Origin of the sequence: Burkholderia sp. Bp9004 (genome assembly GCF_003858025.1) — a bacterium.
Lineage (GTDB): Bacteria > Pseudomonadota > Gammaproteobacteria > Burkholderiales > Burkholderiaceae > Burkholderia > Burkholderia diffusa.
The window spans coordinates 1-24283 of sequence record NZ_QTQD01000030.1 but is presented as its reverse complement, the minus strand read 5'-3'; the positions used below and the strand labels follow the sequence as shown (position 1 = coordinate 24283).

Below are 24283 nucleotides of genomic sequence, written 5' to 3'. Positions count from 1 at the left end.
GGGAATCCTCTTCCGCTAAATCACGGCGCTTTCCGTGGATCAACCTTGCATTTTACCGGGGCCGCGCCGGGATGTGCAAAAAAGCGACCGGCAAGAAAAAACCCGCGTCAGCCTGAACTGACGCGGGTTCTTTGTCTGGTCGGGGCGAGAGGATTTGAACCTCCGACCACCTGCACCCCATGCAGGTACGCTACCAGGCTGCGCTACGCCCCGAAAGAAAAAAATTATAACAGACAGTTGGCCGGTTTAGAACGGGTCGCATGCATTTTGTGCATGTTCCCGTGAAATTTTTTGCGACATGATCAAACGGGACAAGACGGCTTCGATACGGGCGGCAACGTGCATCCCGCTCGTCACGCTCCGGCCATGCGATCCGCCGCATGCTTACCGTCGACGCGCGACACAGATGACCGTGAGGCCCGCCACCCGGTTGAACCGGAACATCGGTAGCTCGGCTCGGCAGATCAGCTTGAGCAAACCGTTGACGACCGGATGGTGCCGGCGCAACTGCGACGCCGGTTCGCGCGGTTGTCGACGCGCCCGCTCGCTCAGTCGCAATGCCGCCGCGAGCGGGAACGTGAGGCCGAAATAATACGCGCCGCGCTCGACCTCCAGCCCCGCACGACGCGCGACGTCTTCGAGACCGGCGAGCGTATACCTGCGCTTGTGCTCGAGAAAATCGTCATGCGCGCTCCACAGGAACTGAAACGCGGGAACCGTGATCAGGAACCGGCTGCCCTTCGGCGCCCCCGCCACGTAGCGGGCAAGCAACCCGACATCGTCGTCGACGTGCTCAAGGACATCCATCAGCAGCACGAGATCGGCATCGAATCGATCGACGGCACGGCGAAAATGGACGGGCTTGCCGGCCGCCTCCCCGTCGGTATCGTCGGCATAGCTCGTATCGACACACCATGCTTCCGTCGCCTGCGTGCGCTCGAGCAAATGCTTCGAAAAGAAGCCCGAGCCGGCACCGACGTCGAGTATGCGGTTCGCGTCCGACGTGCCCAGAAACCGACGGATCGCGCTCGCCTTCGACGCGTAGTACCAGTGATCGCCTACATCCGCTCCCAGTACGTCGAGCTCCTTCAGATCCATGACGCCTCCCCCGTGTCGGCCACCATGCTTTGTGATCCATCCAGCCACTGATGCCGATCTTACCGCGCCGCCGCCGTCGCACGTGCGGCAAGTTGCGCGATTCGCAGGGGCAACCTGTGTCGCGCCTTAATCGAAAAGGACGATGGCCGATTCGTCGCGGATCGCTACCGTGCGCTTGCCCGGCGCGAGATCAACGCGCACGGCACATCGTCCGACTGCATGCCGATCGATATGGCACATCTCCGCTTTGCCGCGCTGCGCGGCACGCCGGCGGCGGTTTCGATCGTAACGGCGGTCGCGACGCCCCGTCACCGTCTCAGACAAAGTCCAGTGAATGACTCAGAAAAACGACATTTCCCGTCGACACTTTCTCCGGCTGAGTGCCGGCACGATCGGCATCATGCTGGGAGACGCGTATCTTCTGTCCGCGTGCGGCGGCGACTCGATAGCGCTCGCCCCCGTCACGACGCCCAGGCTCGCTTCGGCAGCGAACTTTCGCGACACCGGGGGACCGGACGGAACGGGTTATGCCACCGCGAGTGGGTCAGCGATGAAGAAAGGCGTGATCTACCGGTCGTCCGCGCTCGCGCTGTCCGCGGCTGACCTCGCAACGGTCGATACGCTCGGCATCAGGCACGTGTGCGACCTGCGCACGACCGCGGAGATTCACGCGCAGCCGGATGTGCCATTGGCCGGCGCCACCTGGCAGAACCTCAACGTGCTCGGCGCCGCCAGTATTGGTCCGCTTCCGACCGATGGCGCGACTGCCACGGCCTTCATGCAAAGCATGTATCGGGCGTTCGTGACGTCGGAAACGGCACGGACGAGTTTCCACACGCTATTCGCCGGCTTTGCCGCGTCCGGCGGCAACCTGGTCTTCCACTGCACGGCCGGCAAGGATCGCACCGGCTGGGTGACGGCCATTCTGCACACGATTCTCGGTGTCCCACGGCAGACGATCCTCGCCGACTATCTGCTGACCAACATCTACAGCGCGTCGGAAATCGCCGCCTATGTCGCACAGGCGCGCAAGAGCGGCGGGCAGGATGCTGCCGACATGATGGCCGCGCTGCAGGGTGCGCAAGCCGCCTATATCCAGGCGGCATTCGATCAGGTCGTCGCGTCATACGGCTCGATGGCGTCGTACATCGATAACGGTCTGCAGCTGGACCAGACGACGCAGAATGCAATCCGGCAGAGCATGCTGGTCTGATCGGTCCGCAGGCGGCGATAGCGCTGGTGCGTCCGTCGCCCCCGCCCGCCGTCTGCGCCCCGGATCGGACACCGCCTTCATCCGGCATGTAACCCCGCGTCAGCCAACGCCGACGCCGGGTTTGCCGATCCGGCGCAACGCGCGCCGCCCGCTTCGACCGCAAAACCAAACGACCGTTTGATTTTTCCGCCCCGCCGCCGCGAATCCATTGTCCCGTCGCGCGCCGGCCGGTCCTGCCCGGACGCCCGCTGTTTGGTTACGCCGCTCTAGCACGCTATGCCACACTGCACGGCATCGACGTCCGCGCCGCGCATCGGCCGCGCGCCCTCGCCGAGCACGACAAGACATGGAGACAGACGATGCGGAATGCGGTCCGGCGCGGCCATCGCACGCCTTTGGCATTTTTCGACTGGATGAGCGGCCCGCGACGCGCGGCCGCGTCGGTTTCACTTGGTACCTCTCGTGCGCTCGGCTGCGGCGCGCTTGCGCTCGCGCTGCTCTGCGCCGGCTGCGCGGAACCGGGCGCGCAGCGCGACGGGACCGCGTCGGTCTCGTCGACGAAGATCGAGCGCACCAAGGCCGAACGCCTCGCCCGCGAACAGCAGATCGCCCGCACGGTGCCGTCGCTCGCGTCGCTCAGCCTCACGCAGCCGCGCCCGTTCACGCTGCGCGACTCGGGCCAGAGCGGTGCGATGACATTCCTGCGCGATGTCGATTTCCGTATCGTCAACAACCTTGGCTTCTTCATCCATCAACTGTCCGCGACACTCGTGCCGACGCAGGCCGGCGCACCGATCGTGTTCGACGATCCGACGAGTTTCGAGATCGACGTGCATGAAGGCACGGTCACGCTCGACAACGCGAAGCTGACCGCCCTCTTCAACACGTACATCTTCGGTTACCGCAACGCGCCGCTGCGCAACCTCGCCGTATCGGCAGGCGATGGCGTGATCCATCTGCAGGGCGAGATGCAGCGCGATGGCTGGGTGCCGTTTTCGCTGACCGGCACGCTCACGATTCGCGACGGCAGCCAGCTCGTATTCCACCCGACCGGCGTGCGCGTGTCGGGCATCAACGCGCAGCCGGTGATGCGTGCGGCCAACGTGAAGATGGCCGATCTGCTGAAGATCGAGACCCCGATCGCACGGCTCGCCGGCGACGACCTCGTGATGTCGGTCGACAAGCTGATGCCGCCGCCGCGGCTGAAGATCAGGATCACCGCGCTGCGCGTGACGCCGGCCGGCCTCGACCTGAAGCTCGACGACGGCTCGCACGCCGGCTTCGCGCTGCCCGCGAACGCGCCGCAACAGGCGATGTACATCCGCGGCGGCGACGTGAAGTTCATGCGCTCGATGCCGATGAACGCGGACATCCTGATCAGCCCCGTCGATCCGACGAAGCGTGACCAGAATTTCGTGTTCGACCTGTATCACTATCGCGATCAGGTATCGGCCGGCTATTTCAATTTCGACGAAAGCGGCGCGATGGCGATCCGGATGCCGTCGTACGCGGGCCCCGCGAGCGGCGCTGCGCTCGGCAGCACGGCCGCCCGCCTGAACGACAGCTTCCTCGCCGCGCAGCAGACTGCGCTGCACGACTCGCGCCAGCACTGGGAAGCGTTTGCACTCGCGGCCGGCACGACGCAGCCCGGCATGCAGAAAGTTGCGATGCGGCGCTCGTCGGCCATCCCGTTCAACGAACGGCACGTGTCGAACCGCAATCCGACGATCCATCTGCACAATGTCGACTTCAACCTGTCCGGCGACATCGGCTTCCACGTCGAGGATCTCGACGTCCAGCTCATCGCGAAACGGCCAGGCGAACCGGTCGACCTCGACGATCCGAACCAGTACGACATCCGCATTCTCGGCGGGACGGTCGTCGAATCGTGGAAGGCGATGTCGGCGCTCTTCAACAACTACCTGCTCGACTACTCGCCGCGCTCGCTGAACGACCTGCAGTTGAGCGCGGATGGCCAGGACCTGCGCGTCCAGGGCGGCATCAAGCTCTGGAATCACGTGCCCGGCGTGTGGCTTCCGACCGACATGAAGGGCTCGCTTTCGGTGCTCGACGACCGGCACCTCGCGTTCCGGCCGTCGCAGGTGTCGGTGCTCGGCATCCCGCAGGCGAAGCTGCTGCGCTCGCTCGGCATCGAGCTCGCGTCCCTGACGCCGCTGCAGCGCCGCGGCGCGGAACTGCGCGGCGACACGCTCGTGCTCGACCAGTACACCGTCTTTCCGCCTCCCGTGCTGAACGGCAAGCTCGGCCAGGCCACCGTCGAACGCGACGGATTGCGCCTGACGTTCCGGCGGGTTGCCGACACGCCCGCGCCGAAGCGACCGCAGATCGACGCACCGAGCTACATGTGGATGGAAGGCGGAGACATGAAGATGTTCAACGTGCTGGAACTGAACGTGCGCGCGCTGATCCGGAACTCGGCCGAGGCAGGCCCGATGCGCTTCGACCTTTACGGCTACCGCAGCCAGGTCGCGCAAGGCTCAGTGCGGATGCTGCCGGACGGCACGCTGGTCGTCGACATGGGCAAGCCAAATCCGCTCGCGTCGCGCTGATCCGGGCGGGCCCGCGTGCATGAAAAAAGCCCGGTGGCGCTCCGCACACCGGGCTTCATATTGATCCGAGCGTTGTGCTCAGTCGTGCTTCAGTCCGTCGATCACGTCGAGGAGCGCCTGCCGCAGCGCGATCACGTCGACCGTCGCCCCCGGCTTGCCCGATGCACGCGCATCGGCGGCCAGCACGTCGGGCTCGACCGGTGCGCCGGCAGCGCGCTCGCCGCTCGGTGAATCGAGCCGGTTGCGTGCCCCGTTGATCGTGAACCCCTGTTCGTACAGCAACTCGCGAATCCGCCGGATCAGCAGCACTTCATGATGCTGGTAATACCGACGATTGCCGCGCCGCTTCACCGGCCTAAGCTGAGTGAATTCCTGTTCCCAGTAACGCAGCACATGCGGCTTGACCCCGCACAATTCGCTGACTTCACCGATCGTGAAGTAGCGCTTCGCGGGAATCGGAGGCAAGACGACTTTCTCAACCGTAGTGGTCATCGTCGGTTAACCGTCGGTAAAGGGTGCGCGGCGGCCGCGCGGAGACGTCAGCGCGCGGGTGTTACTCCGCGCCGTTTTCGACCAGCGCCTTCAGCTTCTGGCTCGCGTGGAAGGTTACCACCCGGCGGGCCGCGATCGGAATCGCCTCGCCCGTCTTCGGATTGCGGCCCGGACGCTGCGGCTTGTCGCGCAGCTGGAAGTTGCCGAACCCCGACAGCTTGACGCTTTCGCCGTTTTCGAGCGCGTCGCGGATCACTTCGAAAAACGCCTCGACCATGTCCTTCGCTTCACGCTTGTTCAGCCCGACGCTGTCGAACAGCAGCTCTGCCAGTTCCGCTTTCGTCAGCGTCGGCGTCTCGGTGGACGCCGGCGCCGAAGCGTCGCGGTTCATGGCACTGCGTTGCGCCGTCAGGAGGGCTTCGAATTCACTCGAGGTCATGTCGTTCATATCTGCCATACAGCGCGTTAAACCAAAACTTACGATGGGGAAGAGCCGCCCGCGAGGGGGCGGCCCGTCTCCCTAGCCGCGCAGGCGGGCACCAGCACGAGCCATCCGCTCGACCAGCGTCTGGATCGCCTGATCGACGACCTCGTCCTGTAGCGTGCCAGCCGCGTCCTGCAGCGTCACGCGGAAGGCAAGGCTCTTCTCGTGCGCGGCGAGGCCACCGGAAGTATTTGATTTTGCACGAAATTCGTCGAAGAGTACAACCTTCTGAACGAATCGGCAGGCGTCTTCGGCCAACGCCTTCTTCATTTCGTCGAAAAGCGCCTGAACCTCGACCGCCTGATCGACCACGACCGCGATATCGCGCCGCACCGGCGGGAATTTCGACACGTCGGTCGGTGCCGGCAGCGCACGTGCGATCAGCGCATCCGCGTCGATTTCGAACATCACCGGCGCGTGCGGCAGCTCGTACTTCTGCATCAGGCGCGGATGGAGCTCGCCGATCCAGCCGACCGCGCGGCCATCGACCTCGATGCGCGCGCTGCGGCCCGGATGGAGGGCCGGATGCTCGGCCTTCACGAAGCGCGCGGTGGCCGGCGCGAGCAGCGCCTCGAGATCGCCCTTCACGTCGAAGAAATCGGCTGCGCGGGTCGCGACACCCCACTGTTCGTCGACCGCCGGGCCGTACGCGAGCGCGCCGACGCGCTTCGGCTGCGTGTAGCCTTCGACGGTCAGTTCGCCGGCCTTCACCGACGGATCGGCGAGAAACACGCGGCCCGTCTCGAACACGCGAACGCGATCCGCGCGACGGTTCAGGTTGTGGCGCAACACCGAGATCAGGCTGCCGAAGAGCGTCGTACGCATCACCGACAGCTGGCTCGCGATCGGGTTCAGCAGGCGGATCGGGGTGTCGTTGCCGGCGAAGTCGTGCTCCCACTCCGCATCGACGAAGCTGAAGTTGACCGTTTCGGCATAGTCGCGCGCCGCGAGCGCGTGACGGATATCGTGGATCGAACGTCGCGTCTCGTTGGTCGCGCGCATCTCGCTCGTCGCGACCGGCGGACGGGCCGGGATCTTCTCGAAGCCGTAGATGCGCGCCACTTCCTCGATCAGGTCTTCCTCGATCTCGATGTCGAAGCGGTGCGACGGCGGCGTGACCAGGAATGCGTCGTCGTCACGCTCGAACGGCAGGCACAGGCGCGTAAAGATGTTCGCGATCTCGTCGGCGTCGATCTTCACGCCGATGATGCGGTTCGCGCGCGACACACGCATCTTCACCGGCGCGCGCTGCGGCAGGTTCACTGCCTGGTCGTCGACCGGGCCGGCCTTGCCGCCGCAGATCTCGAGAATCAGCTGCGTGATGCGCTCGACGTGCTCGACGGTCGTCGCGTAGTCGACGCCGCGCTCGAAGCGATGGGCCGCATCGGTCGAGAAGTTGTACTTGCGCGCGCGGCCACGGATGCTGTCCGGCCACCAGAACGCGGCCTCCAGGTAGATGTTGGTCGTGTCGAGCGTGACGGCAGTGCTGTCGCCGCCCATGATGCCCGCGAGGCTTTCGACCTGACGGTCGTCCGCAATCACACCGACCGTTTCGTCGAGTTCGACCGTGTTGCCGTTCAGCAGCTTCAGCGACTCGCCGCGCTTGCCCCAGCGAACCTCGATGCCGCCGTGGATCTTGTCCAGGTCGAACACGTGCGACGGACGGCCGAGCTCGAACATCACATAGTTCGAGATGTCGACAAGCGCCGACACGCTGCGCTGGCCCGAACGCTCGAGGCGCTCGACCATCCATTGCGGCGTCTTCGCATGCGCGTTCACGCCGCGGATCACGCGACCCGAGAATCGGCCGCACAGATCGGAGGCGGTGATGCGCACGGGCAGCGTTTCATCGAGCTCGACGCGCACCGGACGGATGTCGACCGGCGTCAGCGGCGCGCCGGTGATCGCGGCCGTCTCGCGCGCGATGCCGAACACCGACAGGCAGTCGGCCTTGTTCGGCGTCAGCTTGATTTCGAAGATCGTGTCGTCGAGATTGAGCGTGTCGCGAATGTCCTGACCGACCGGCGTGTCTTCCGGCAGGATCAGCAGGCCGCTGTGGTCCTCGGACAACTTCAGCTCACGCGCCGAGCACAGCATCCCCTGGCTCTCCACGCCGCGCAGCTTCGACAGCTTGATCGCGAACGGCTTGCCGCCCTCTTCCGCCGGCGGCAGTTCCGCGCCGACCAGCGCGACCGGCACCTTGATGCCGGGCGCCACGTTCGGTGCGCCGCACACGATATTCAGCGTCGCGCCGGTGCCGGCGTCGACCTGGCAGACATTGAGCTTGTCCGCATCCGGATGCTTGACGACTTCGAGCACGCGGCCGACGACGATCTTCGACGTCGGCGGCGCAGCCTTGCTCAGCGATTCGACTTCGAGCCCCGCCATCGTCAGCGCGTGCGACAGTTCGTCGGTCGTCAGCTGCGGGTCGACAAAGGTTCTCAACCAGGATTCAGGGAATTGCATGGATGTCTACGTTCGAAACAGGTTAGATCGGCGCCCGGCCCCCGTCGGAAACGTCCGGCGGGGCACGCGCGGGCACATGTCGGCGCGGCGCGTGCGTTATGCGAACTGGCGCAGGAAACGCAGGTCGTTCTCGAAGAACAGCCGGAGATCCTGCACGCCGTAGCGCAGCATCGTCAGGCGCTCGAGGCCGCTGCCGAACGCAAAGCCGATGTAGCGCTCGGGATCGAGGCCCATGTTGCGGATCACGGTCGGATGCACCTGCCCCGAGCCCGAGATCTCGAGCCATTTGCCGGCGTTCTTGCCGTGCTCGAACATCATGTCGATCTCGGCCGACGGTTCCGTGAACGGGAAATACGACGGACGGAAGCGCACGAGGATGTCGTCGCGCTCGAAGAATTTCTTCAGGAAGTCGGTATAGACGCCCTTGAGGTCGGCGAAGCTGATGTTTTCGTCGATCCACAGCCCCTCGACCTGATTGAACATAGGCGAGTGGGTCGCATCGCTGTCGACGCGATACGTGCGGCCCGGTGCGATCACCTTGATCGGCGGGCGGTTCATGCGCGCGTAACGCACCTGCATCGGGCTCGTGTGCGTGCGCAGCAGCAGCTGGCGGCCGTCGGCGTCCTTGCCTTCGACGTAGAAGGTGTCCTGCATCGAACGCGCCGGATGGTTCTCCGGGCTGTTCAGCGACGTGAAGTTGTACCAGTCGGTCTCGATTTCGGGACCGTCGGCCACGTCGAAGCCGATCGAGCGGAAAATCTGTTCGACGCGCTCCCACGTGCGCATCACGGGGTGCAGACTACCTGCACCGGCGCCGCGGCCCGGCAGCGTGACGTCGATCGCCTCGGCGGCGAGGCGCTGGTTCAGCAGCGCATCGGCGAGCGCCTGACGACGTGCGGTCAGCGCGGCTTCCACCTGCTGCTTCGCGACGTTGATGCGTGCGCCTTCGGTCTTGCGTGATTCGGGATCGAGCTTGCCGAGGCCCTTGAGCAACTCGGTCAGCGCACCCGACTTGCCGAGAAATCGTGCTTTCTCGTTTTCGAGCGTGGTGATGTCGGCAGCCTGTTCGAAGGACTGCTGCGCGTCGGCGACAATCTGGTCCAGATCCATAGATCCCATCATTTCCAACGTCATTCGGTCTTGGCGAGCGAAATCGCCCATCCAAACAAAAAAGGGGCTCGGAAGAGCCCCGTTTTCGCTGCAGCGGCCGAGACTACCGGAACATCGCTGCAACTAACCACGCAGTGCTAATTTCGCAATTAGGCTGCAACGGCGGCTTTCACCTGCTTGACGATCGCAGCAAAAGCAGCCTTGTCGAACACCGCCATGTCGGCCAGGACCTTACGGTCGAGTTCGATCGACGCCTTCTTCAGGCCGTTGATGAACACGCTGTAGGTCATGTCGTGCTGGCGAACTGCCGCGTTGATACGCGTGATCCACAGTGCGCGGAACACACGCTTCTTGTTGCGGCGATCGCGGTACGCGTACTGACCAGCGCGCATCACCGCCTGCTTGGCGATGCGGTAGACGTTATTGCGACGGCCGCGATAACCCTTGGCCAGGTTGATGATCTTCTTGTGGCGGGCCCGTGCGGTTACCCCACGTTTGACTCGAGGCATGTTTCTCTCCTTGGAGTATCAGTTGAGGGGTTACGCGAACGGCAGCATTGCGCGGACGGAGTTCAGATCGGAATCATGAACTGCCGTTGCGCCGCGCAGGTGACGCTTGTTCTTCGTGGTTTTCTTGGTCAGGATGTGACGCTTGAAGGCTTGACCGCGCTTGACGGTACCGCCCGGACGCACCACGAAGCGCTTTGCAGCACTCTTCTTGGTCTTCATCTTAGGCATGACGAACAACTCCAGTTTATTTGATGGCGATGGGTGTGCGGTTGGCTTGCGCCCTTGACCCGCCCTTCGAAACCCAGTCCACTTGTGTACGGCAAACCGCTTGCACAGTTGCCGTCATTGTTGGCGCGCCGCCCTGACCGGGCGACGCACCGAACCACTTTCGAACCTGCGCGGCATGCGCGCGGGCCCGTTACTTCTTTTTCTTCGGCGAAAGCACCATGATCATCTGGCGCCCTTCCATCTTCGGCATCTGCTCGACCTGGCCGACTTCCTCGAGATCCGTGCGCAGACGCTCAAGCATCCGCATACCGATTTCCTGGTGAGCCATTTCGCGGCCGCGGAAACGCAACGTGATCTTCGTCTTGTCGCCTTCTTCGAGGAAGCGCACGAGATTGCGGAGCTTGACGTTGTAATCCCCGTCATCGGTACCCGGGCGGAACTTGACTTCCTTGACCTGGATGACCTTCTGCTTCAGCTTCGCTTCGTGCTGCTTCTTCGATTCCTGGTACTTGAACTTGCCGTAATCCATCAGACGGCAAACCGGGGGAACCGCTTGCGGCGCGATTTCCACCAGGTCAACATCCAGTTCTTCCGATTTACGGAAAGCATCAGCGAGTTTTACGATACCGAGCGGTTCGTTCTCGATCCCGACCAGACGCACTTCCGGCGCAGTGATTTCACCGTTGATGCGATGCGACGACTTATCAGTAGCGATGTTACGTTTCCTCTAAAAATTAAAAAAACGAGCCGCGCTGCCAGGGCGGTTACTTGAACGAGCGCAGGTCTTCCTGCAGACGCTCAACGAAGGCTTCGACCGGCATTACGCCAAGATCGACGCCGCCACGGGCACGCACGGCTACCGTTTGCGCATCACGCTCCTTATCCCCCACGATGAGGAGATAAGGCACCTTTTCCAGCGTGTGCTCGCGTATTTTATAGCTAATCTTCTCATTGCGCAAATCGGCCGTCACTCTAACCCCTTGTTTTTGCAACGATTGGGCCAGAGACTGCGCATATTCTGCCTGACTTTCGGCAATATTGAGCACAACTGCCTGGAACGGCGCGAGCCAGGCCGGCATCGCACCAGCGTGGTGCTCGATCAAAATGCCGAGGAAACGCTCCATCGAACCGACGATCGCACGGTGCAACATCACCGGACGGCGGCGGCTGCTGTCATCCGCGACATACTCGGCGCCGAGGCGCTCCGGCAGCACCATGTCGAGCTGCAGCGTGCCGCACTGCCACGAGCGGCCGAGCGCATCCTTGATGTGGTACTCGATCTTCGGGCCGTAGAACGCGCCTTCACCCGGCAGTTCTTCCCACGTAAGGCCGCAGGCCGTCAGCGCGTCGCGCAAGCCCTGCTCGGCGCGATCCCACGTCTCGTCCGTGCCCGCACGCTGGTCCGGGCGCAGCGACAGCTTGATGTCGATGTGATCGAAACCGAAGTCCTTGTACACGCTCATTGCCAGCGTGTTGAACGCGATCGATTCCGAGATGAACTGATCTTCCGTACAGAAGATGTGCGCATCGTCCTGCACGAAGCCGCGCACGCGCATCAGGCCATGCAGCGCGCCCGATGCCTCGTTGCGATGGCACGAACCGAATTCCGCGTAACGCAGCGGCAGATCGCGGTACGAGCGCAGGCCGTGCTTGAACACCTGGACGTGACCCGGGCAGTTCATCGGCTTGATCGCGTAGTCGCGCTTCTCCGACTCCGTCGTGAACATGTTCTCGCGGTAGTTCTGCCAGTGGCCCGACGCTTCCCACAGCGAGCGGTCCATGATCATCGGCGTCTTGATCTCGAGGTAGCCGGCTTCGTTCACGCGGCGGCGCATGTACTGCTCGACCTGCTGCCACAGCGCCCAGCCCTTCGGATGCCAGAACACCATGCCCGGCGACTCTTCCTGCATGTGGAACAGGTCGAGCTGCTTGCCGAGCTTGCGGTGGTCGCGCTTTTCCGCTTCCTCGAGCATGTGCAGGTATTGATCCTGGTCTTCCTTCTTCGTCCAGGCCGTGCCGTAGATGCGCTGCAGCTGCTCGTTCTTCGAGTCGCCGCGCCAGTACGCGCCCGCGACCTTCATCAGCTTGAAGACCTTCAGCTTGCCGGTCGACGGCACGTGCGGACCGCGGCAGAGGTCCGTGAAGCCGCCGTGCGAGTACAGCTTGATTTCGTCGCTTTGCGGAATCGATTCGATGATCTCGGCCTTGTACTTCTCGCCGAGGCTGCGGAAATAACCGGCCGCCTCGTCGCGCGACACGACGCGGCGCGTCACCGGCTCATCCTTCTTCGCGAGCTCCTGCATGCGCTTTTCGATCTTTTCCAGATCTTCGGGCGTAAACGGGCGGTTATACGAAAAGTCGTAGTAGAAGCCGTTGTCGATCACCGGGCCGATCGTCACCTGCGCATCCGGATACAGGTCCTTCACCGCGTAGGCAAGCAAATGCGCGGTCGAGTGACGGATGATGTCGAGACCGTCGGCATCCTTGTCCGTGACGATTGCGAGCGATGCATCGCGATCGATGACCGTGGACGTATCGACCAGCTCGCCGTCGAGCTTGCCACCAAGCGCAGCCTTCGCAAGGCCGGGACCGATCGAGGCCGCAACCTCGGCAACTGTCACCGGATGCTCGTATTGTCGAACTGAGCCGTCAGGCAAGCGTATCGAAACCATAGCAATCTCCGTGATGCCGACAGTGGGCGGCAAACCAAGCACGCGATATCAAAGTCACGCGCGAAAATTTCGCGACAAAAAAAATGCGGCCCCGCTTTCGAGGGGCCGCATTCGATACTTCACTCAAACTGAAAGGGCGAAAACGTTCCTCGACTAGCGTCGCTCCGAAAAGGTTTCGGTCAACGTTCGCGGTGTCATAACCGTATTCGCCTTGTTCGCGTTGAGTTATTTACTGCATCGAACACCCGAAAACCGGGCATTCTCAATTCGTTGGTAGGCTCGATTGGACTCGAACCAACGACCCCCACCATGTCAAGGTGGTGCTCTAACCAGCTGAGCTACGAGCCTAAAGAAGCTAAGATTATATGGGGCTATCGTTCACTTGGCAAGCGCTTTTATGCGGTCGCAGCAAAATGATCGCGCTTCAACCCCACTTACGGGGGCGTCACGCCTTGCGCCCCGCCCGCACCACGCCCGGCACTTCGCCGAGCAGCGTGCACGCACGCTGCACCTGCGCGGAATTCGACACCTCGACCGTGAACTGCATGAATGCCGCATTCCGGCGGCTCTGCGTCTTCACGCCCACCACGTTCATCTTCTCGCGCGCGAATACTTCGGAGATATCGCGCAGCAAGCCTTGCCGGTCGCTCGCCTCGATCATCAGGTCGACCGGATAGACGGACACGCCACGGCCGCCCAGCACGTCGGCCGACCAGGTTGTCTGCAGCACGCGCTCCGGCGCCCGTTCGGCCATCCGCCGGAACGTCGGGCAGTCACTGCGGTGAATCGACATCCCCTTGCCGCGCGTCACGAAACCGCTGATCGGGTCGGGCGGCGCCGGACGGCAGCAGCGCGCAAGCTGGGTCAGCAGCGCATCGACGCCAACCACCAGCACGCCGGTCGACGCGCCGTGCGCGACACTCGCCCCGCTGCTGCGCTTCTCGAAATCGGCGGGCGCCTCGGGCGCATGCTCGGGCGGCGGCGCATCCGACAGCGCATGCTCGACGTTGCGCAGGCTGAATTCTTCCTTGCCGACGACCGAGAACAGTTCCTCGGGCGACTTGAAGCCGAGCTTCGCGGCGAGGTTGTCGAGATTGACCGACGTCTTGCCCTCGCGCTGCAGCGTCTTTTCGACGAGCGCGCGACCATGCGCGATGTTCTCTTCCTGCTCGATCGAGTTGAACCACGCGCGCACCTTCTGCCGCGCACGCGGACTCTTCAGGTAGCCGAGCTGCAGGTTCAGCCAGTCGCGTGACGGCCCGCCCTCCTTCACCGCGACGATCTCGACCGTCTGCCCGTTCGCGAGCGACGTATTCAGCGGGACCATCACGCCGTCGACGCGTGCGCCGCGGCAACGGTGGCCGAGTTCGCTGTGCAGGTGGTACGCGAAGTCGACCGGCGTCGCGCCCTGCGGCAGCGCGATCACGCGCGCCTGCGGCGTCAGCACGTAGATGTGGTCGTCGTCGAGCGACGTCTCACGCAACTGCGCCCACGCCTGGTCACCCGACACTTCGGTACCATCCTCGACGTCGTCCTTCCACGCGAGCAGCTGGCGCAGCCACGCGATCTTCTCGTCGTACTTGTCGCTCGCCGAAAACTGGCCGCCGTAGCCGCGTGCTCCCGCTTCCTTGTAGCGCCAGTGCGCGGCGACGCCGTACTCGGCGAAACGGTGCATTTCCTGCGTGCGGATCTGCACTTCGAACGCGCGGCCGTCGTCGCCGATCACGACCGTATGCAGCGACTTGTAGCCGTTCGGCTTCGGACGCGAGATGTAATCGTCGAATTCCTTCGGCACCGGCTGCCACAGGTGATGCACGATGCCGAGCACCGCGTAGCAATCCTTGATGTCCGGCACGATCACGCGGAACGCGCGCACGTCGTACAGCTCGGAGAAGTCGAGCTCCTTACCGCGCATCTTGCGCCAGATGCTGTAGATGTGCTTCGGCCGCCCGCTCACATCGGCCGGGATGTGCGCTTCCGCCAGTTCGTGCTGAAGCCGCTCGATCGCCTGCGCGACGTACGCCTCGCGTTCGATACGCTTTTCGTCGAGCAGCTTGGCGATGCGCTTGTAGGTGACCGGATCCTCGAAGCGGAACGCGAGGTCCTCGAGTTCCCACTTCAGTTGCCAGATACCGAGACGGTTCGCGAGCGGCGCATAGATATCGAGCGTCTCGCGCGCGACGTCGGGAGGCGGATCGATCTTCGCCGCCGCGTAGTAACGCAGCGACTGCAACCGCGACGCCAGCCGGATCAGCACCACGCGGATGTCCTGCGCAAACGCGAGCAGCATCTTGCGCAACGCCTCGATCTGCGTGCGCCGCTCTTGCGCGGCGTCGCGCCCGGCATCGGGCATCACGCTCTGCGCGGCGCGCAGGCTGACGGTGCCGAGCCGCAGCAGCTTGCGCACGTCGGATACGAGCCGGGCGACCTCTTCGCCGAACCGTTCGGTCAGCTCCCGCTCGGGATCATTCAGGTGCGGTGTGAGCACGAACAGCGCGGCCGCCTGCATTGCGTGCGGGTCGACGTTCAGCGTGCGCATGATCGACGCCGTGCCCGCCGAGTGATCGGCGAGCAGTTCGCCCGAAGACAGGCGCGCGTTACCGGCACGCTCGCGCACGAACGCGAGCACGTCGTCGAACGACGGCGCTGTGACGGAAGAAGCGGAAACGGACTCGGTCATCGCACGGCCTGGCGTATCGCGGTCATCGGAATGCTTCGCTTCGATCAGCTCCGTTGCGCGGCGACGACGACGATCTCGACGAGCAGCGCCGGATCCGCGAGCTTCGCCTCGACGGTCGCGCGCGGCGGCGTATTGCCCTGCGCGACCCACGCGTCCCACTCCGCGTTCATGCCTTCGAAGTTCGCGAGATCCGAAATGTAGATCTGCACCGACAGCAGATGAGCCTTGTCGCTGTTCGCTTCGGCGAGCAGCCGGTCGATGTGGCCGAGCACTTCGCGCGTCTGGCCCTTGATGTCCTGGGTGGTGTCTTCGGCGATCTGGCCGGCCAGATACACGGTACCGTTGTGGATCGCGGTTTCGGAGAGACGCGCTCCGACGTGGTGACGAATGACTGCCATGGAATGTTCCGGTCGTGTGAGTGGGTGAGAATCGGCGACGACGCGGCCCGCGTGCCGCCGAACCGCATATTATGACGCGTTTATGCGCCGCCTTCGACGAAAAACCGGCGGGCGAGCGCAATCTGGTCGACGCCGATGAACGCCGGTGCATGGCCCGCGCCGCGGATCTCGGCCTGCGTCACATGCCGGCCGCGACGCACCATCTCCGCCACCGTGTCGCGCGACAGCAGGTCGGAACGCTCGCCGCGCACGACGAGCAGCGACGCATCGGTGGTCTCGATCGCGCGCCACAGCGCGGCCTCGCCGAGCGCGGCCAGCTCGGGCGTCGTCGCCTTGAACGGTTCGGCGATGCGCGGATCGTAGCGCATCGTCCAGCCCCCGTCGGGCAGCTCGCGCAGCAACGGCCCATTGATCTCGCGCCATTCGTCGTCGGTCAACGCACCGAACGGCAGCGACAGCGACGTCAGATAGTCGATGCCCTCCTGTTCGGTCGCGAAGCACGGCTGCACGCCGAGGTATTCGCCGATGCGCGTCAGCGAATCGGGCTCGATGCGCGGGCCGACGTCGTTGACGATCATCCGGCGCAGCGGCGAACCGGGCAGCCCCGCGAGCGCCATGCCGATCAGCCCGCCCATCGACGTGCCGAACCAGTCGACCGACTCGACGTCGAGCCGCGCGATCAGCGTGACCATGTCGGCCACATATTGCGGGATCGCGTAAAGCCGCGGATCGGCAAGCCAGTCGGAACGCCCGCGCCCGACCACGTCGGGGCAGACGACGCGATACGTATCGGACAACGCGGCGGCAAGCCGGTCGAAGTCGCGCCCCGAGCGGGTCAGCCCGTGCACGCAGACCAGCACACGCGGATTGGCGGGGTCGCCCCATTCGGTATAGGCGACCTGGTGAAGGCCGGCGGCGCTCGCACACTGCACACGTCGCTGACGGGGAACCGGGGGATTCGCGGAAGTTGATGGCATCGTTGGCATCCTGTCGAACGGGGGCGGTGCGGCGGGCTACACTCGCGCCGCCCGATGCGAACGATTGTAAACCGCTTCGCAACGACGGGCCGTCACGCGGCCGCAGTCATCCGACGCATCGTTCGCAACCGCTCACGCACTGCGGCGCCACGTCTCGCGCAACTGGTCGCGCAGGAAATCGACGAAGGTCCGCACGCGCAGCGGCACGTGACGGCCGCCGGGGTATACGGCATGGAGCGGTGCGGCAGGCGCCGCGAACGTCGGCAGCACACGGACGAGCCGGCCGGCCTCCAGATCGGCACCGACGTCCCAGATCGACTTCAGCGCAATTCCGGCGCCCTCCAATGCCAACGTGCGAGCCGCACCCCCGTCGTTCGTCAGCAGTGCGGCCGTCACTTCGACCGCCACTGCACCGTTTGCACCGTCGAACCGCCACTCCGTACGAGGCTGGTCACCCATCACGATGCATCGATGTGCGCGAAGTTCGGCCGGATGAGCCGGCATCCCGTGCACGGCGAGATAGCTCGACGACGCGCATAGCACGCGATGATTCGGCGCCAGTTCGCGCGCGATCATCGTCGAATCGGCAAGGCTGCCGATCCGCACGGCAACGTCGATGTCCTGCGCGAGCAGATCGACGATCGTGTCGGTCAGCATCAGTTGCACGGTCAACTCCGGATGTTGCCGTTGAAACGCCGCGACGAGCGGCGCAATCCGCAGCCGGCCGAGTTCGCCGGGCGCCGTCAGGCGCAGCACGCCGCTGACCGTGCCGCGACGATCGCTCATCAGCGTTTCGGCGCGATCGACCTCGGCCAGGATGCGCAGCACCTGCGCATGGAACTGCGCACCGTCGTCGGTCAGCGTCTGCTGCCGCGTCGTCCGGTGCAGCAGACGCACGCCGAGCTGCGACTCGAGATGCGCGAGCCGCTTGCTGACGACGGACAGCGACAAGTCAAGCTCGCGCGCCGCCGCGGACAGGCTGCCGGCCGACACGATTCTCGCGAAGGTATCGAGCGCCGGGAGATCGTCGATCAGCATCGCGGCACCTGTCCAGCCTCGATATTTCCTTTTTTCGAATAATCCATTCGCCTTTTCCCCGTATTTAAGCTCGAAATGGAAACCTACCATACCTGTATTGCGTCGCCCCACGACGCCATCCACAGGACACCCGAAACCATGTCGATTCACTTTCCTCCGATCGCACGCCCGATTACCCGCGTCATCGCTGCAGCGGCCTGTGTCGTTGCACTGTTGCCTGCAGCGTCCCGCGCCGCCGACCTTCTCGATCCGCACAGCCTGACCGTCGCGACCGACGTGCCGGCTACGCAGGCACGTGCGCAAATCCTCGCCGCGCGTCGCTACGGCACGTTCTGGAATACCGGTGATGCGACCCTCGCCCGCACCGCGCTCGCGGCCGATTTCGTCGACCGGACATTGCCGGCCGGCCGTGCGCAAGGTGCAGCGGGACCGCTCGCGGCGTCCAGCACGATGCGCGCAGCCATCCCGGATCTGCGTTGCGACATCGAACAGATGATCGTGGCGGGCGACCGTGTCGTCGTGCACCTGCACTTTCGCGGACATTTCACCGGCACGTTCAATGGCACGACCGGAAGCGGACAGTCGATCGACTTCATCGCGACCGACATCTACCGGATCGACCATGGCCGGATAGCGGAAAACTGGCACATCGAGGACAACCTGACACTGATGCGTCAGCTCGGGCTCGTCGGCTGACGGAGGAAACGATGACTGACAGCAATCACGGTTCGACGACGCATCCGGCTCGCCGCACGTTTCTTGCACAAGCGGGTGCCGGGCTGGCAGCCGGCATCGCGATGGCCGCGGGCGCCTCCGGGTCGGCAACGGCCGCCCCGACACCGGGCCCCGCATCGACAGGTACCGGCAGGTTCTGGCAGGGCGACACGCGCCTCGTCATCTCGATCTCGATGCAGTTCGAGGCCGGCGGACAACCGCCCAAGGGCGCGGACAGCCCGTTCCCGTCCGTCGAATTTCCATCGTCGGTGCCGATCGATCTGGCCTCGGCCACGTGGTTCGCATATGGCTACCGTGAAGGAATTCCGCGCCTTCTCGACCTGTGGGACCGGCATGGCGTGAAAGTCACGTCGCACATGATCGGAGAGGCCGCACGCCGGCATCCCGAACTGGCACGCGAGATCGTGACGCGCGGCCACGAAGCGGCCGCGCACGGCCCGACCTGGCGATCGCAATTCGCAATGAGCCGCGACGACGAGCGCCGCTTCCTCACTGAAGCTCGCGACATGGTTGAAGCAGTGACGGGACAGCGCCCGATCGGCTACAACTGCAACTGGCTGCGGCGCGGGCCGAACACGCTGCCGCTGCTGCAGGAACTCGGCTACCTGTATCACATCGACGACGTCAGCCGCGACGAGCCGTTCATCGAAACCGTCGACGGCCGCGATTTCGCGGTCGTTCCGTACACGTTGCGCAACAACGACATCCTGCTGATCGAAGGCCGCAACTATTCCCCGACGATGTTCCTCGAGCAGATCAAACTCGATTTCGACCAGTTGTACGCGGAAGCCGGACAGCGGCGGCGATTGATGTCGATCAGCGCGCACGACCGGATTAGCGGCACGCCGCAGATGGTCCGCGCATGGGACGCATTCCTGCACTACGCTCGATCGCATCCGGGCGTAGCCTTCATGCGCAAGGATGACATTGCCCGCTTTGCCCTGCACAGCCCGTCGACGGTGCGCGAAGCCGAAACGATCTGACCGGATTGCGCCCACCTCTTCACCTCGGAAGGACCACCATGAACGATTCACTCCACGGAAAGAAGGTACTCGTCGTCGGCGGCAGCTCCGGCATCGGTGCCGCCGCCGCGAAAGCATTCGCACAACGTGGCGCTGTCGTCACGATTGCATCGCGCGATCCGGCCAGGGTCAATGCAGATGCCACGCTGGGCGCGCCCGTGCGCACCGAAGCACTCGACATCACCGATACAACGGCCGTCGATGCGTTCTGCGCGCGCATCGGGCAGTTCGACCACGTCGTGATTTCGGCCGCGAAGACGGCGACGGGCCCGGTCCGCGCGCTGCCACTTGCCGACGCGCAAGCCGCGATGGACAGCAAATTCTGGGGCGCATACCGCGTCGCACGCTCGATCGATATCGCGCCCGGCGGTTCGCTGACGTTCGTGTCGGGGTACCTCAGCGTACGGCCGAGCGCATCGTCGGTACTGCAGGGCGCGATCAACGCGGCGCTCGAGGCGCTCGCCCGCGGCCTTGCACTCGAGCTGGCACCCGTGAGAGTGAATGCCGTGTCACCCGGCCTGATCGCGACGCCGCTGTGGGACAAGCTCGCACCCGATGCGCGCGACGCGATGTACGCGGGCGCCGCGCAGCGCCTTCCGGCACGCCGCGTGGGCCAGCCGGAGGATGTCGCGAATGCGATCGTATATCTGGCGGCAACGCCTTATGCGACTGGCTCGACGGTGCTGATCGACGGCGGCGGTGCGATCGCGTAACGTATGCGGCGATGACAAAACGCCCCGCGTTCCATAGGGGAACGCGGGGCGTCGAGCATCGTGCCGGAAAGCCGGCGCTTACACGACCGCGCTCACATCGAGCGGCGCGCCCGTCTTCGCCTGGATCTCTTCCGCGCTCACGCCGTCGGCGAGCTCGAGCACTTTCAGGCCATTCGGCGTCACTTCGATCACGCCGAGATCGGTGATGATCAGGTCGACCACGCCAACACCCGTCAGCGGCAGGTTGCATTCGTCGAGGATCTTGTGCTGATCGCCCTTCGCGACGTGCTCCATCAGCACGACGACGCGCTTCACACCCGCGACGAGGTCCATCGCGCCGCCCATCCCCTTGATCATCTTGCCCGGGATCATCCAGTTCGCGAGGTCGCCCGTCTTGCTGACCTGCATCGCGCCGAGGATCGCGAGGTTGATGTGGCCGCCGCGGATCATCGCGAACGAATCGGCCGACGAGAAGATGGACGAACCCGGCAGCGTCGTGACGGTCTGCTTGCCGGCGTTGATCAGGTCGGCGTCGACTTCGTCCTCGGTCGGCGACGGGCCGATGCCGAGCAGGCCGTTTTCCGACTGCAGCCACACCTCGACGCCCGGCGGCACGTGGTTCGCGACGAGCGTCGGCAGCCCGATGCCGAGGTTCACATAGAAGCCGTCCTGCAGTTCCTTCGCCGCGCGCGCGGCCATCTGGTCACGATTCCAGGCCATGTCAGTCTCCTTTTGCGCGTACGACGCGTTGTTCGATGCGTTTTTCGGGCGTCGCGTTCAGCACGATGCGCTGCACGAAGATCCCCGGCGTATGGACCTGGTCCGGATCCAGCGTGCCGTTCTCGACGATCTCCTCGACTTCCGCCACGGTGATCTTGCCCGCCATCGCGCACATCGGGTTGAAGTTGCGCGCGGTGCGGCGATAGATCAGGTTGCCGGACTTGTCGGCCTTCCACGCCTTCACAAGCGCGACGTCGGCCGTCAGCGACGGCTCGAGCACGTAGTGGCGATCGCCGAACTGGCGTGTTTCCTTGCCTTCCGCGATCACGGTGCCGTAGCCGGTGTTCGTGAAAAACGCCGGGATGCCGGCACCGCCCGCGCGCAGCTTCTCGGCGAGCGTGCCCTGCGGCGTGAATTCAAGCTCGAGTTCGCCGGCCAGGTACTGCCGCTCGAACTCCTTGTTCTCGCCGACGTACGACGAGATCATCTTCTTGATCTGGCGCGTTTCCAGCAGCAGGCCGAGACCGAACCCGTCGACACCCGCGTTGTTGCTGATGCAGGTGATGCCCTTGACGGCGGAATCGCGCAGCGCCGCGATCAACGCCTCCGGAATCCCGCACAGGCCGAAGCCGCCCACCGCGAAGGTCTGTCCGTCGCGGACGATCCCTTCCAGCGCGGCCGCCGCGCTTGGATAGACTTTGTTCATCTGTATGTCCCTTCCTCTATGGAAACCAGCAAAACCGGTTCACGCGCCCACTGGGCCGCAAGCCCGCCGCATCATTCTATGCATGCACGGCGATACCTGCGTCGAAGCGCGCTGTTTTTATATCGCGACAAGGCGCCGCGAGATGCCTGAAAGGGTACGATGCGGCGCGGATGCGGCACAATACGCAAAAATACATAAGCGTTTGCCTCCGCTTGCCTGCGCCATGCCCGCTCTCGATTACCAGACTGCCTTTCACCTCGCGCCGCTCGGCCTCGTGATGTCGCGCGACCGCGTGATCGAGGACTGCAACGACGCGCTCGCGTCGATCTTCCGCTGTGCGCGGGCCGATCTGATCGGGAAGTCGTACGAGGTGCTCTATCCGTCGCCGGACGAATTCCAGCGCATCGGCGAGCGCATCTCGCGCGTGATGATCGCGAACGGCACCTACGCCGATGACAGAATCATGAAACGAGCCGACGGCGAACTGTTCTGGTGCCATGTGACGGGACGCGCACTCGACCGCACCGCACCGCTCGCGGCCGGCGTCTGGACGTTCGAGGACCTGAGCGCGACGCGCCGCGTCGCTGTCGAGCTGACGCCGCGCGAGCGCGAGATCGCCGCGCAGCTCGCGACCGGCAAGACCAGCAAGCAGATCGGGCGCGTGCTCGACATCAGTTCGCGCACGGTCGACATCTATCGGGCGCGATTGATGCGCAAGTACGGCACGAACAATACGCCGGAACTGCTGCAGCGCCTGCTCGGCCAGTAAAACGCACCCGGGAATGGCAATCGGCCGCATGAAGCGGCCGATTCGGGAAATCAACGGGAAATGGCGACACACCGGCGCCCGAGTGCCGGCTTCGGTGCCGCCGCGCTCAGCCGACCTTCGCCGCGAGCGCGCGCTCGATCGTATCGCGCAACAGTTGCGGCAGCGGCACCGACTTGCCGAGCGCGTAGTCGACCCACACGCATCGCGCGTTGCCGCGCGCATAGACATGCTCCGGATCGTCCGCGCGCGTCAGCTCGAAACCGGTGTCGAAGCTGCTGCGGCCGGGCTTCGCGGCCGACATCCTCGCGATCACGTCACCCGGATAGTGCAGTTGCTTCAGGAACTCCATCGACGCCGTGACGATCACGGGCCCCTGCCCCTCGCCGTTGCCGCCCGCGATGCCGAGTTCCTCGAACCACGAGATCCGGGCCTGCTCCATGTAGCGGAAATAGACCGTGTTGTTCACATGGCCGAATGCATCCATGTCGCCCCAGCGGATCGGCATCGACATTTCAAATACGGGGGAATATTCGCTCATTGCAGTCTTCTTTGTTGCTGAATGTCATCCACTCAGGCGAGGCCGAAGCCATCATCGGCGGAGATAATCGAGCCGTTGATGAACTGCGACTCGTCGGCCGCGAGCAGCAACAACAGCCCGTCGAGATCCTGCGGCTTGCCGACGCGCCGGCGCGGCAGCATCGACTGCAGCTTCTGGCCCTGCTCGGTTTCCCACAGGTAATGATTGATTTCGGTATCGATGTAACCCGGACAGATCGCGTTGACGTTGATTCCGTGGCGACCCCATTCGAGCGCCATCGCACGCGTCATCTGCACGACCGCCGCCTTGCTCATCGCATACAGCCCGATCTGCGGAAACACGCGCAGCCCGGCCACCGAAGCGATGTTGATGATCCGGTAGGGCGGCTTGCCGTTGCCGTTCGCGCGCATGATCATCCGCTTCGCGACTTCCTGCGCGACGAAAAACGCGCCGCGCGTGTTGGTGTCGAACACGAACTCGAAATCGGCGGGCGTCACGTCGACGAGCTTCTGCATCGTCGAGACGCCCGAATTGTTCACGAGGATGTCGATCGTGCCGGCTTCCGTTTCCGCGTGCGCGATGGCCGCCTTGATGCTCTGCACGTCGGTGACGTCGAGCGACACGACGTGCGCGGCACCGCCCGCCGCCTCGATTTCCGCGCGCAGCTCCTTCAGGCGCTCGACGCGGCGGCTCGCGAGCACGACCTTCGCGCCGGCCTGCGACAGCACCTGTGCAAAGCGTTGCCCGAGGCCGCTCGATGCGCCCGTGACCAGTGCGACCTTGCCTTCCAGATTGATCGATCGACCCATTGCACATCCCCTTTCGATGTCGTTTCGCCGCCGCGGGCGCCCTGTCCCACGCAGCATAACCCTAGCACAAAAAATAGAACGATCGTGCTAATCTACGCGCATGCTGTTGCGGCAAGCGTTTCGTTTCGCAGACAATACGCTCCCGAATAAAAGCATTCTAACGGTTAGAGGAACGCCAATGACCCCCGCAAGCCTCATCGAGCAATACGGCCCGCGCGAATCGATGGAATACGACGTCGTGATCGTCGGCGGCGGCCCCGCCGGGCTGTCGGCGGCGATCCGGCTCAAGCAGCTGGCCGCCGAGAAAGGCACCGAGATCGGCGTGTGCGTGCTCGA

General features: G+C 64.3%; 24 protein-coding genes and 2 tRNA genes. 7 read left to right on the top strand and 19 right to left on the bottom strand.

Going from position 1 to position 24283, the window contains the following annotated elements; genetic code table 11:
* Positions 1–136 precede the first annotated feature (136 nt).
* Positions 137–213 (bottom strand) — tRNA-Pro (locus DIE08_RS27140).
* Between the two features lie 171 nt (positions 214–384).
* A complete protein-coding gene (locus DIE08_RS27135; RefSeq protein ID WP_059608573.1) occupies positions 385–1098 on the bottom strand; it encodes a bifunctional 2-polyprenyl-6-hydroxyphenol methylase/3-demethylubiquinol 3-O-methyltransferase UbiG in 714 nt (237 codons plus the stop codon).
* Between the two features lie 400 nt (positions 1099–1498).
* Between DIE08_RS27135 and DIE08_RS27130 the strand changes: the two genes are divergently transcribed.
* On the top strand, positions 1499–2311 hold the full coding sequence (locus DIE08_RS27130; RefSeq protein WP_260436569.1) for a tyrosine-protein phosphatase: 813 nt from the start codon (positions 1499–1501) through the stop codon (positions 2309–2311).
* A gap of 359 nt (positions 2312–2670) precedes the next feature.
* A complete protein-coding gene (locus DIE08_RS27125) occupies positions 2671–4881 on the top strand; it encodes a hypothetical protein (RefSeq protein ID WP_059608576.1) in 2211 nt (736 codons plus the stop codon).
* Positions 4882–4959: 78 nt separating this feature from the next.
* Here DIE08_RS27125 and DIE08_RS27120 read toward each other — a convergent pair whose 3' ends face one another.
* The 13 genes from DIE08_RS27120 to DIE08_RS27055 form a co-directional block, all read right to left on the bottom strand.
* Positions 4960–5373, bottom strand: a complete 414-nt coding sequence (locus tag DIE08_RS27120; RefSeq protein WP_124625649.1) for a MerR family transcriptional regulator — start codon at positions 5371–5373, stop codon at positions 4960–4962.
* A gap of 61 nt (positions 5374–5434) precedes the next feature.
* Positions 5435–5821, bottom strand: coding sequence for an integration host factor subunit alpha (locus DIE08_RS27115; RefSeq protein ID WP_006486093.1), 387 nt, complete (start codon positions 5819–5821; stop codon positions 5435–5437).
* A gap of 72 nt (positions 5822–5893) precedes the next feature.
* Complete coding sequence (pheT, locus tag DIE08_RS27110) at positions 5894–8323, bottom strand: phenylalanine--tRNA ligase subunit beta (protein ID WP_124904580.1); 2430 nt, start codon at positions 8321–8323, stop codon at positions 5894–5896.
* Between the two features lie 96 nt (positions 8324–8419).
* On the bottom strand, positions 8420–9433 hold the full coding sequence (pheS, locus tag DIE08_RS27105; RefSeq protein WP_059608580.1) for a phenylalanine--tRNA ligase subunit alpha: 1014 nt from the start codon (positions 9431–9433) through the stop codon (positions 8420–8422).
* Positions 9434–9582: 149 nt separating this feature from the next.
* Positions 9583–9942 (bottom strand): 50S ribosomal protein L20, encoded by a 360-nt coding sequence (gene rplT, locus DIE08_RS27100; RefSeq protein WP_004192938.1) that lies wholly within the window; start codon positions 9940–9942, stop codon positions 9583–9585.
* A gap of 30 nt (positions 9943–9972) precedes the next feature.
* Positions 9973–10170, bottom strand: a complete 198-nt coding sequence (rpmI, locus tag DIE08_RS27095; protein WP_004191477.1) for a 50S ribosomal protein L35 — start codon at positions 10168–10170, stop codon at positions 9973–9975.
* Between the two features lie 190 nt (positions 10171–10360).
* Complete coding sequence (infC, locus tag DIE08_RS27090; RefSeq protein WP_071734130.1) at positions 10361–10885, bottom strand: translation initiation factor IF-3; 525 nt, start codon at positions 10883–10885, stop codon at positions 10361–10363.
* Between the two features lie 49 nt (positions 10886–10934).
* A complete protein-coding gene (gene thrS / locus DIE08_RS27085) occupies positions 10935–12842 on the bottom strand; it encodes a threonine--tRNA ligase (protein ID WP_124904578.1) in 1908 nt (635 codons plus the stop codon).
* A gap of 271 nt (positions 12843–13113) precedes the next feature.
* Positions 13114–13190: transfer RNA gene (locus DIE08_RS27075), tRNA-Val, on the bottom strand.
* Positions 13191–13287: 97 nt separating this feature from the next.
* Entirely contained in the window at positions 13288–15522 is a 2235-nt protein-coding gene (locus DIE08_RS27070) for a bifunctional (p)ppGpp synthetase/guanosine-3',5'-bis(diphosphate) 3'-pyrophosphohydrolase (RefSeq protein WP_124904576.1), read from the bottom strand.
* Between the two features lie 44 nt (positions 15523–15566).
* Entirely contained in the window at positions 15567–15920 is a 354-nt protein-coding gene (locus DIE08_RS27065; RefSeq protein WP_014897238.1) for a RidA family protein, read from the bottom strand.
* An 80-nt stretch (positions 15921–16000) separates the two neighbouring features.
* Positions 16001–16897 carry an alpha/beta fold hydrolase gene (locus DIE08_RS27060; protein WP_124904574.1) on the bottom strand — a complete coding sequence of 299 codons (897 nt, stop codon included), beginning with the start codon at positions 16895–16897 and terminating at the stop codon, positions 16001–16003.
* A 132-nt stretch (positions 16898–17029) separates the two neighbouring features.
* On the bottom strand, positions 17030–17935 hold the full coding sequence (locus tag DIE08_RS27055) for a LysR family transcriptional regulator (RefSeq protein ID WP_124625977.1): 906 nt from the start codon (positions 17933–17935) through the stop codon (positions 17030–17032).
* A gap of 138 nt (positions 17936–18073) precedes the next feature.
* On the opposite strand from DIE08_RS27055, the gene DIE08_RS27050 reads away from it, so the two are divergent.
* From DIE08_RS27050 to DIE08_RS27040, 3 genes are read left to right on the top strand one after another with little or no spacing between them, the layout of a single operon-like run.
* Positions 18074–18631: an ester cyclase gene (locus DIE08_RS27050; RefSeq protein ID WP_124904572.1), complete on the top strand. Its 558-nt coding sequence runs from the start codon at positions 18074–18076 to the stop codon at positions 18629–18631.
* A gap of 11 nt (positions 18632–18642) precedes the next feature.
* Entirely contained in the window at positions 18643–19653 is a 1011-nt protein-coding gene (locus DIE08_RS27045; RefSeq protein WP_124904570.1) for a polysaccharide deacetylase family protein, read from the top strand.
* 38 nt (positions 19654–19691) lie between these two features.
* Positions 19692–20405 carry an SDR family oxidoreductase gene (locus DIE08_RS27040; protein WP_124904568.1) on the top strand — a complete coding sequence of 238 codons (714 nt, stop codon included), beginning with the start codon at positions 19692–19694 and terminating at the stop codon, positions 20403–20405.
* 78 nt (positions 20406–20483) lie between these two features.
* On the opposite strand, the gene DIE08_RS27035 is transcribed toward DIE08_RS27040, so the two are convergent.
* Positions 20484–21125 carry a CoA transferase subunit B gene (locus DIE08_RS27035; RefSeq protein ID WP_124904566.1) on the bottom strand — a complete coding sequence of 214 codons (642 nt, stop codon included), beginning with the start codon at positions 21123–21125 and terminating at the stop codon, positions 20484–20486.
* A gap of 1 nt (position 21126) precedes the next feature.
* Positions 21127–21831, bottom strand: a complete 705-nt coding sequence (locus DIE08_RS27030) for a CoA transferase subunit A (protein WP_012363722.1) — start codon at positions 21829–21831, stop codon at positions 21127–21129.
* 223 nt (positions 21832–22054) lie between these two features.
* On the opposite strand from DIE08_RS27030, the gene DIE08_RS27020 reads away from it, so the two are divergent.
* Positions 22055–22600: a LuxR C-terminal-related transcriptional regulator gene (locus DIE08_RS27020; protein WP_059447349.1), complete on the top strand. Its 546-nt coding sequence runs from the start codon at positions 22055–22057 to the stop codon at positions 22598–22600.
* A gap of 106 nt (positions 22601–22706) precedes the next feature.
* On the opposite strand, the gene DIE08_RS27015 is transcribed toward DIE08_RS27020, so the two are convergent.
* The gene (locus DIE08_RS27015; protein ID WP_059608589.1) at positions 22707–23138 is read right to left on the bottom strand and encodes a thioesterase family protein; all 432 of its coding nucleotides are present in this window, start codon (positions 23136–23138) and stop codon (positions 22707–22709) included.
* A gap of 32 nt (positions 23139–23170) precedes the next feature.
* Positions 23171–23947, bottom strand: coding sequence for an SDR family oxidoreductase (locus DIE08_RS27010; protein WP_059608590.1), 777 nt, complete (start codon positions 23945–23947; stop codon positions 23171–23173).
* A 178-nt stretch (positions 23948–24125) separates the two neighbouring features.
* Between DIE08_RS27010 and DIE08_RS27005 the strand changes: the two genes are divergently transcribed.
* Positions 24126–24283, top strand: a 158-nt coding sequence (locus DIE08_RS27005; protein ID WP_124904562.1) for an FAD-dependent oxidoreductase, incomplete at its 3' end; no start/stop codon positions are given.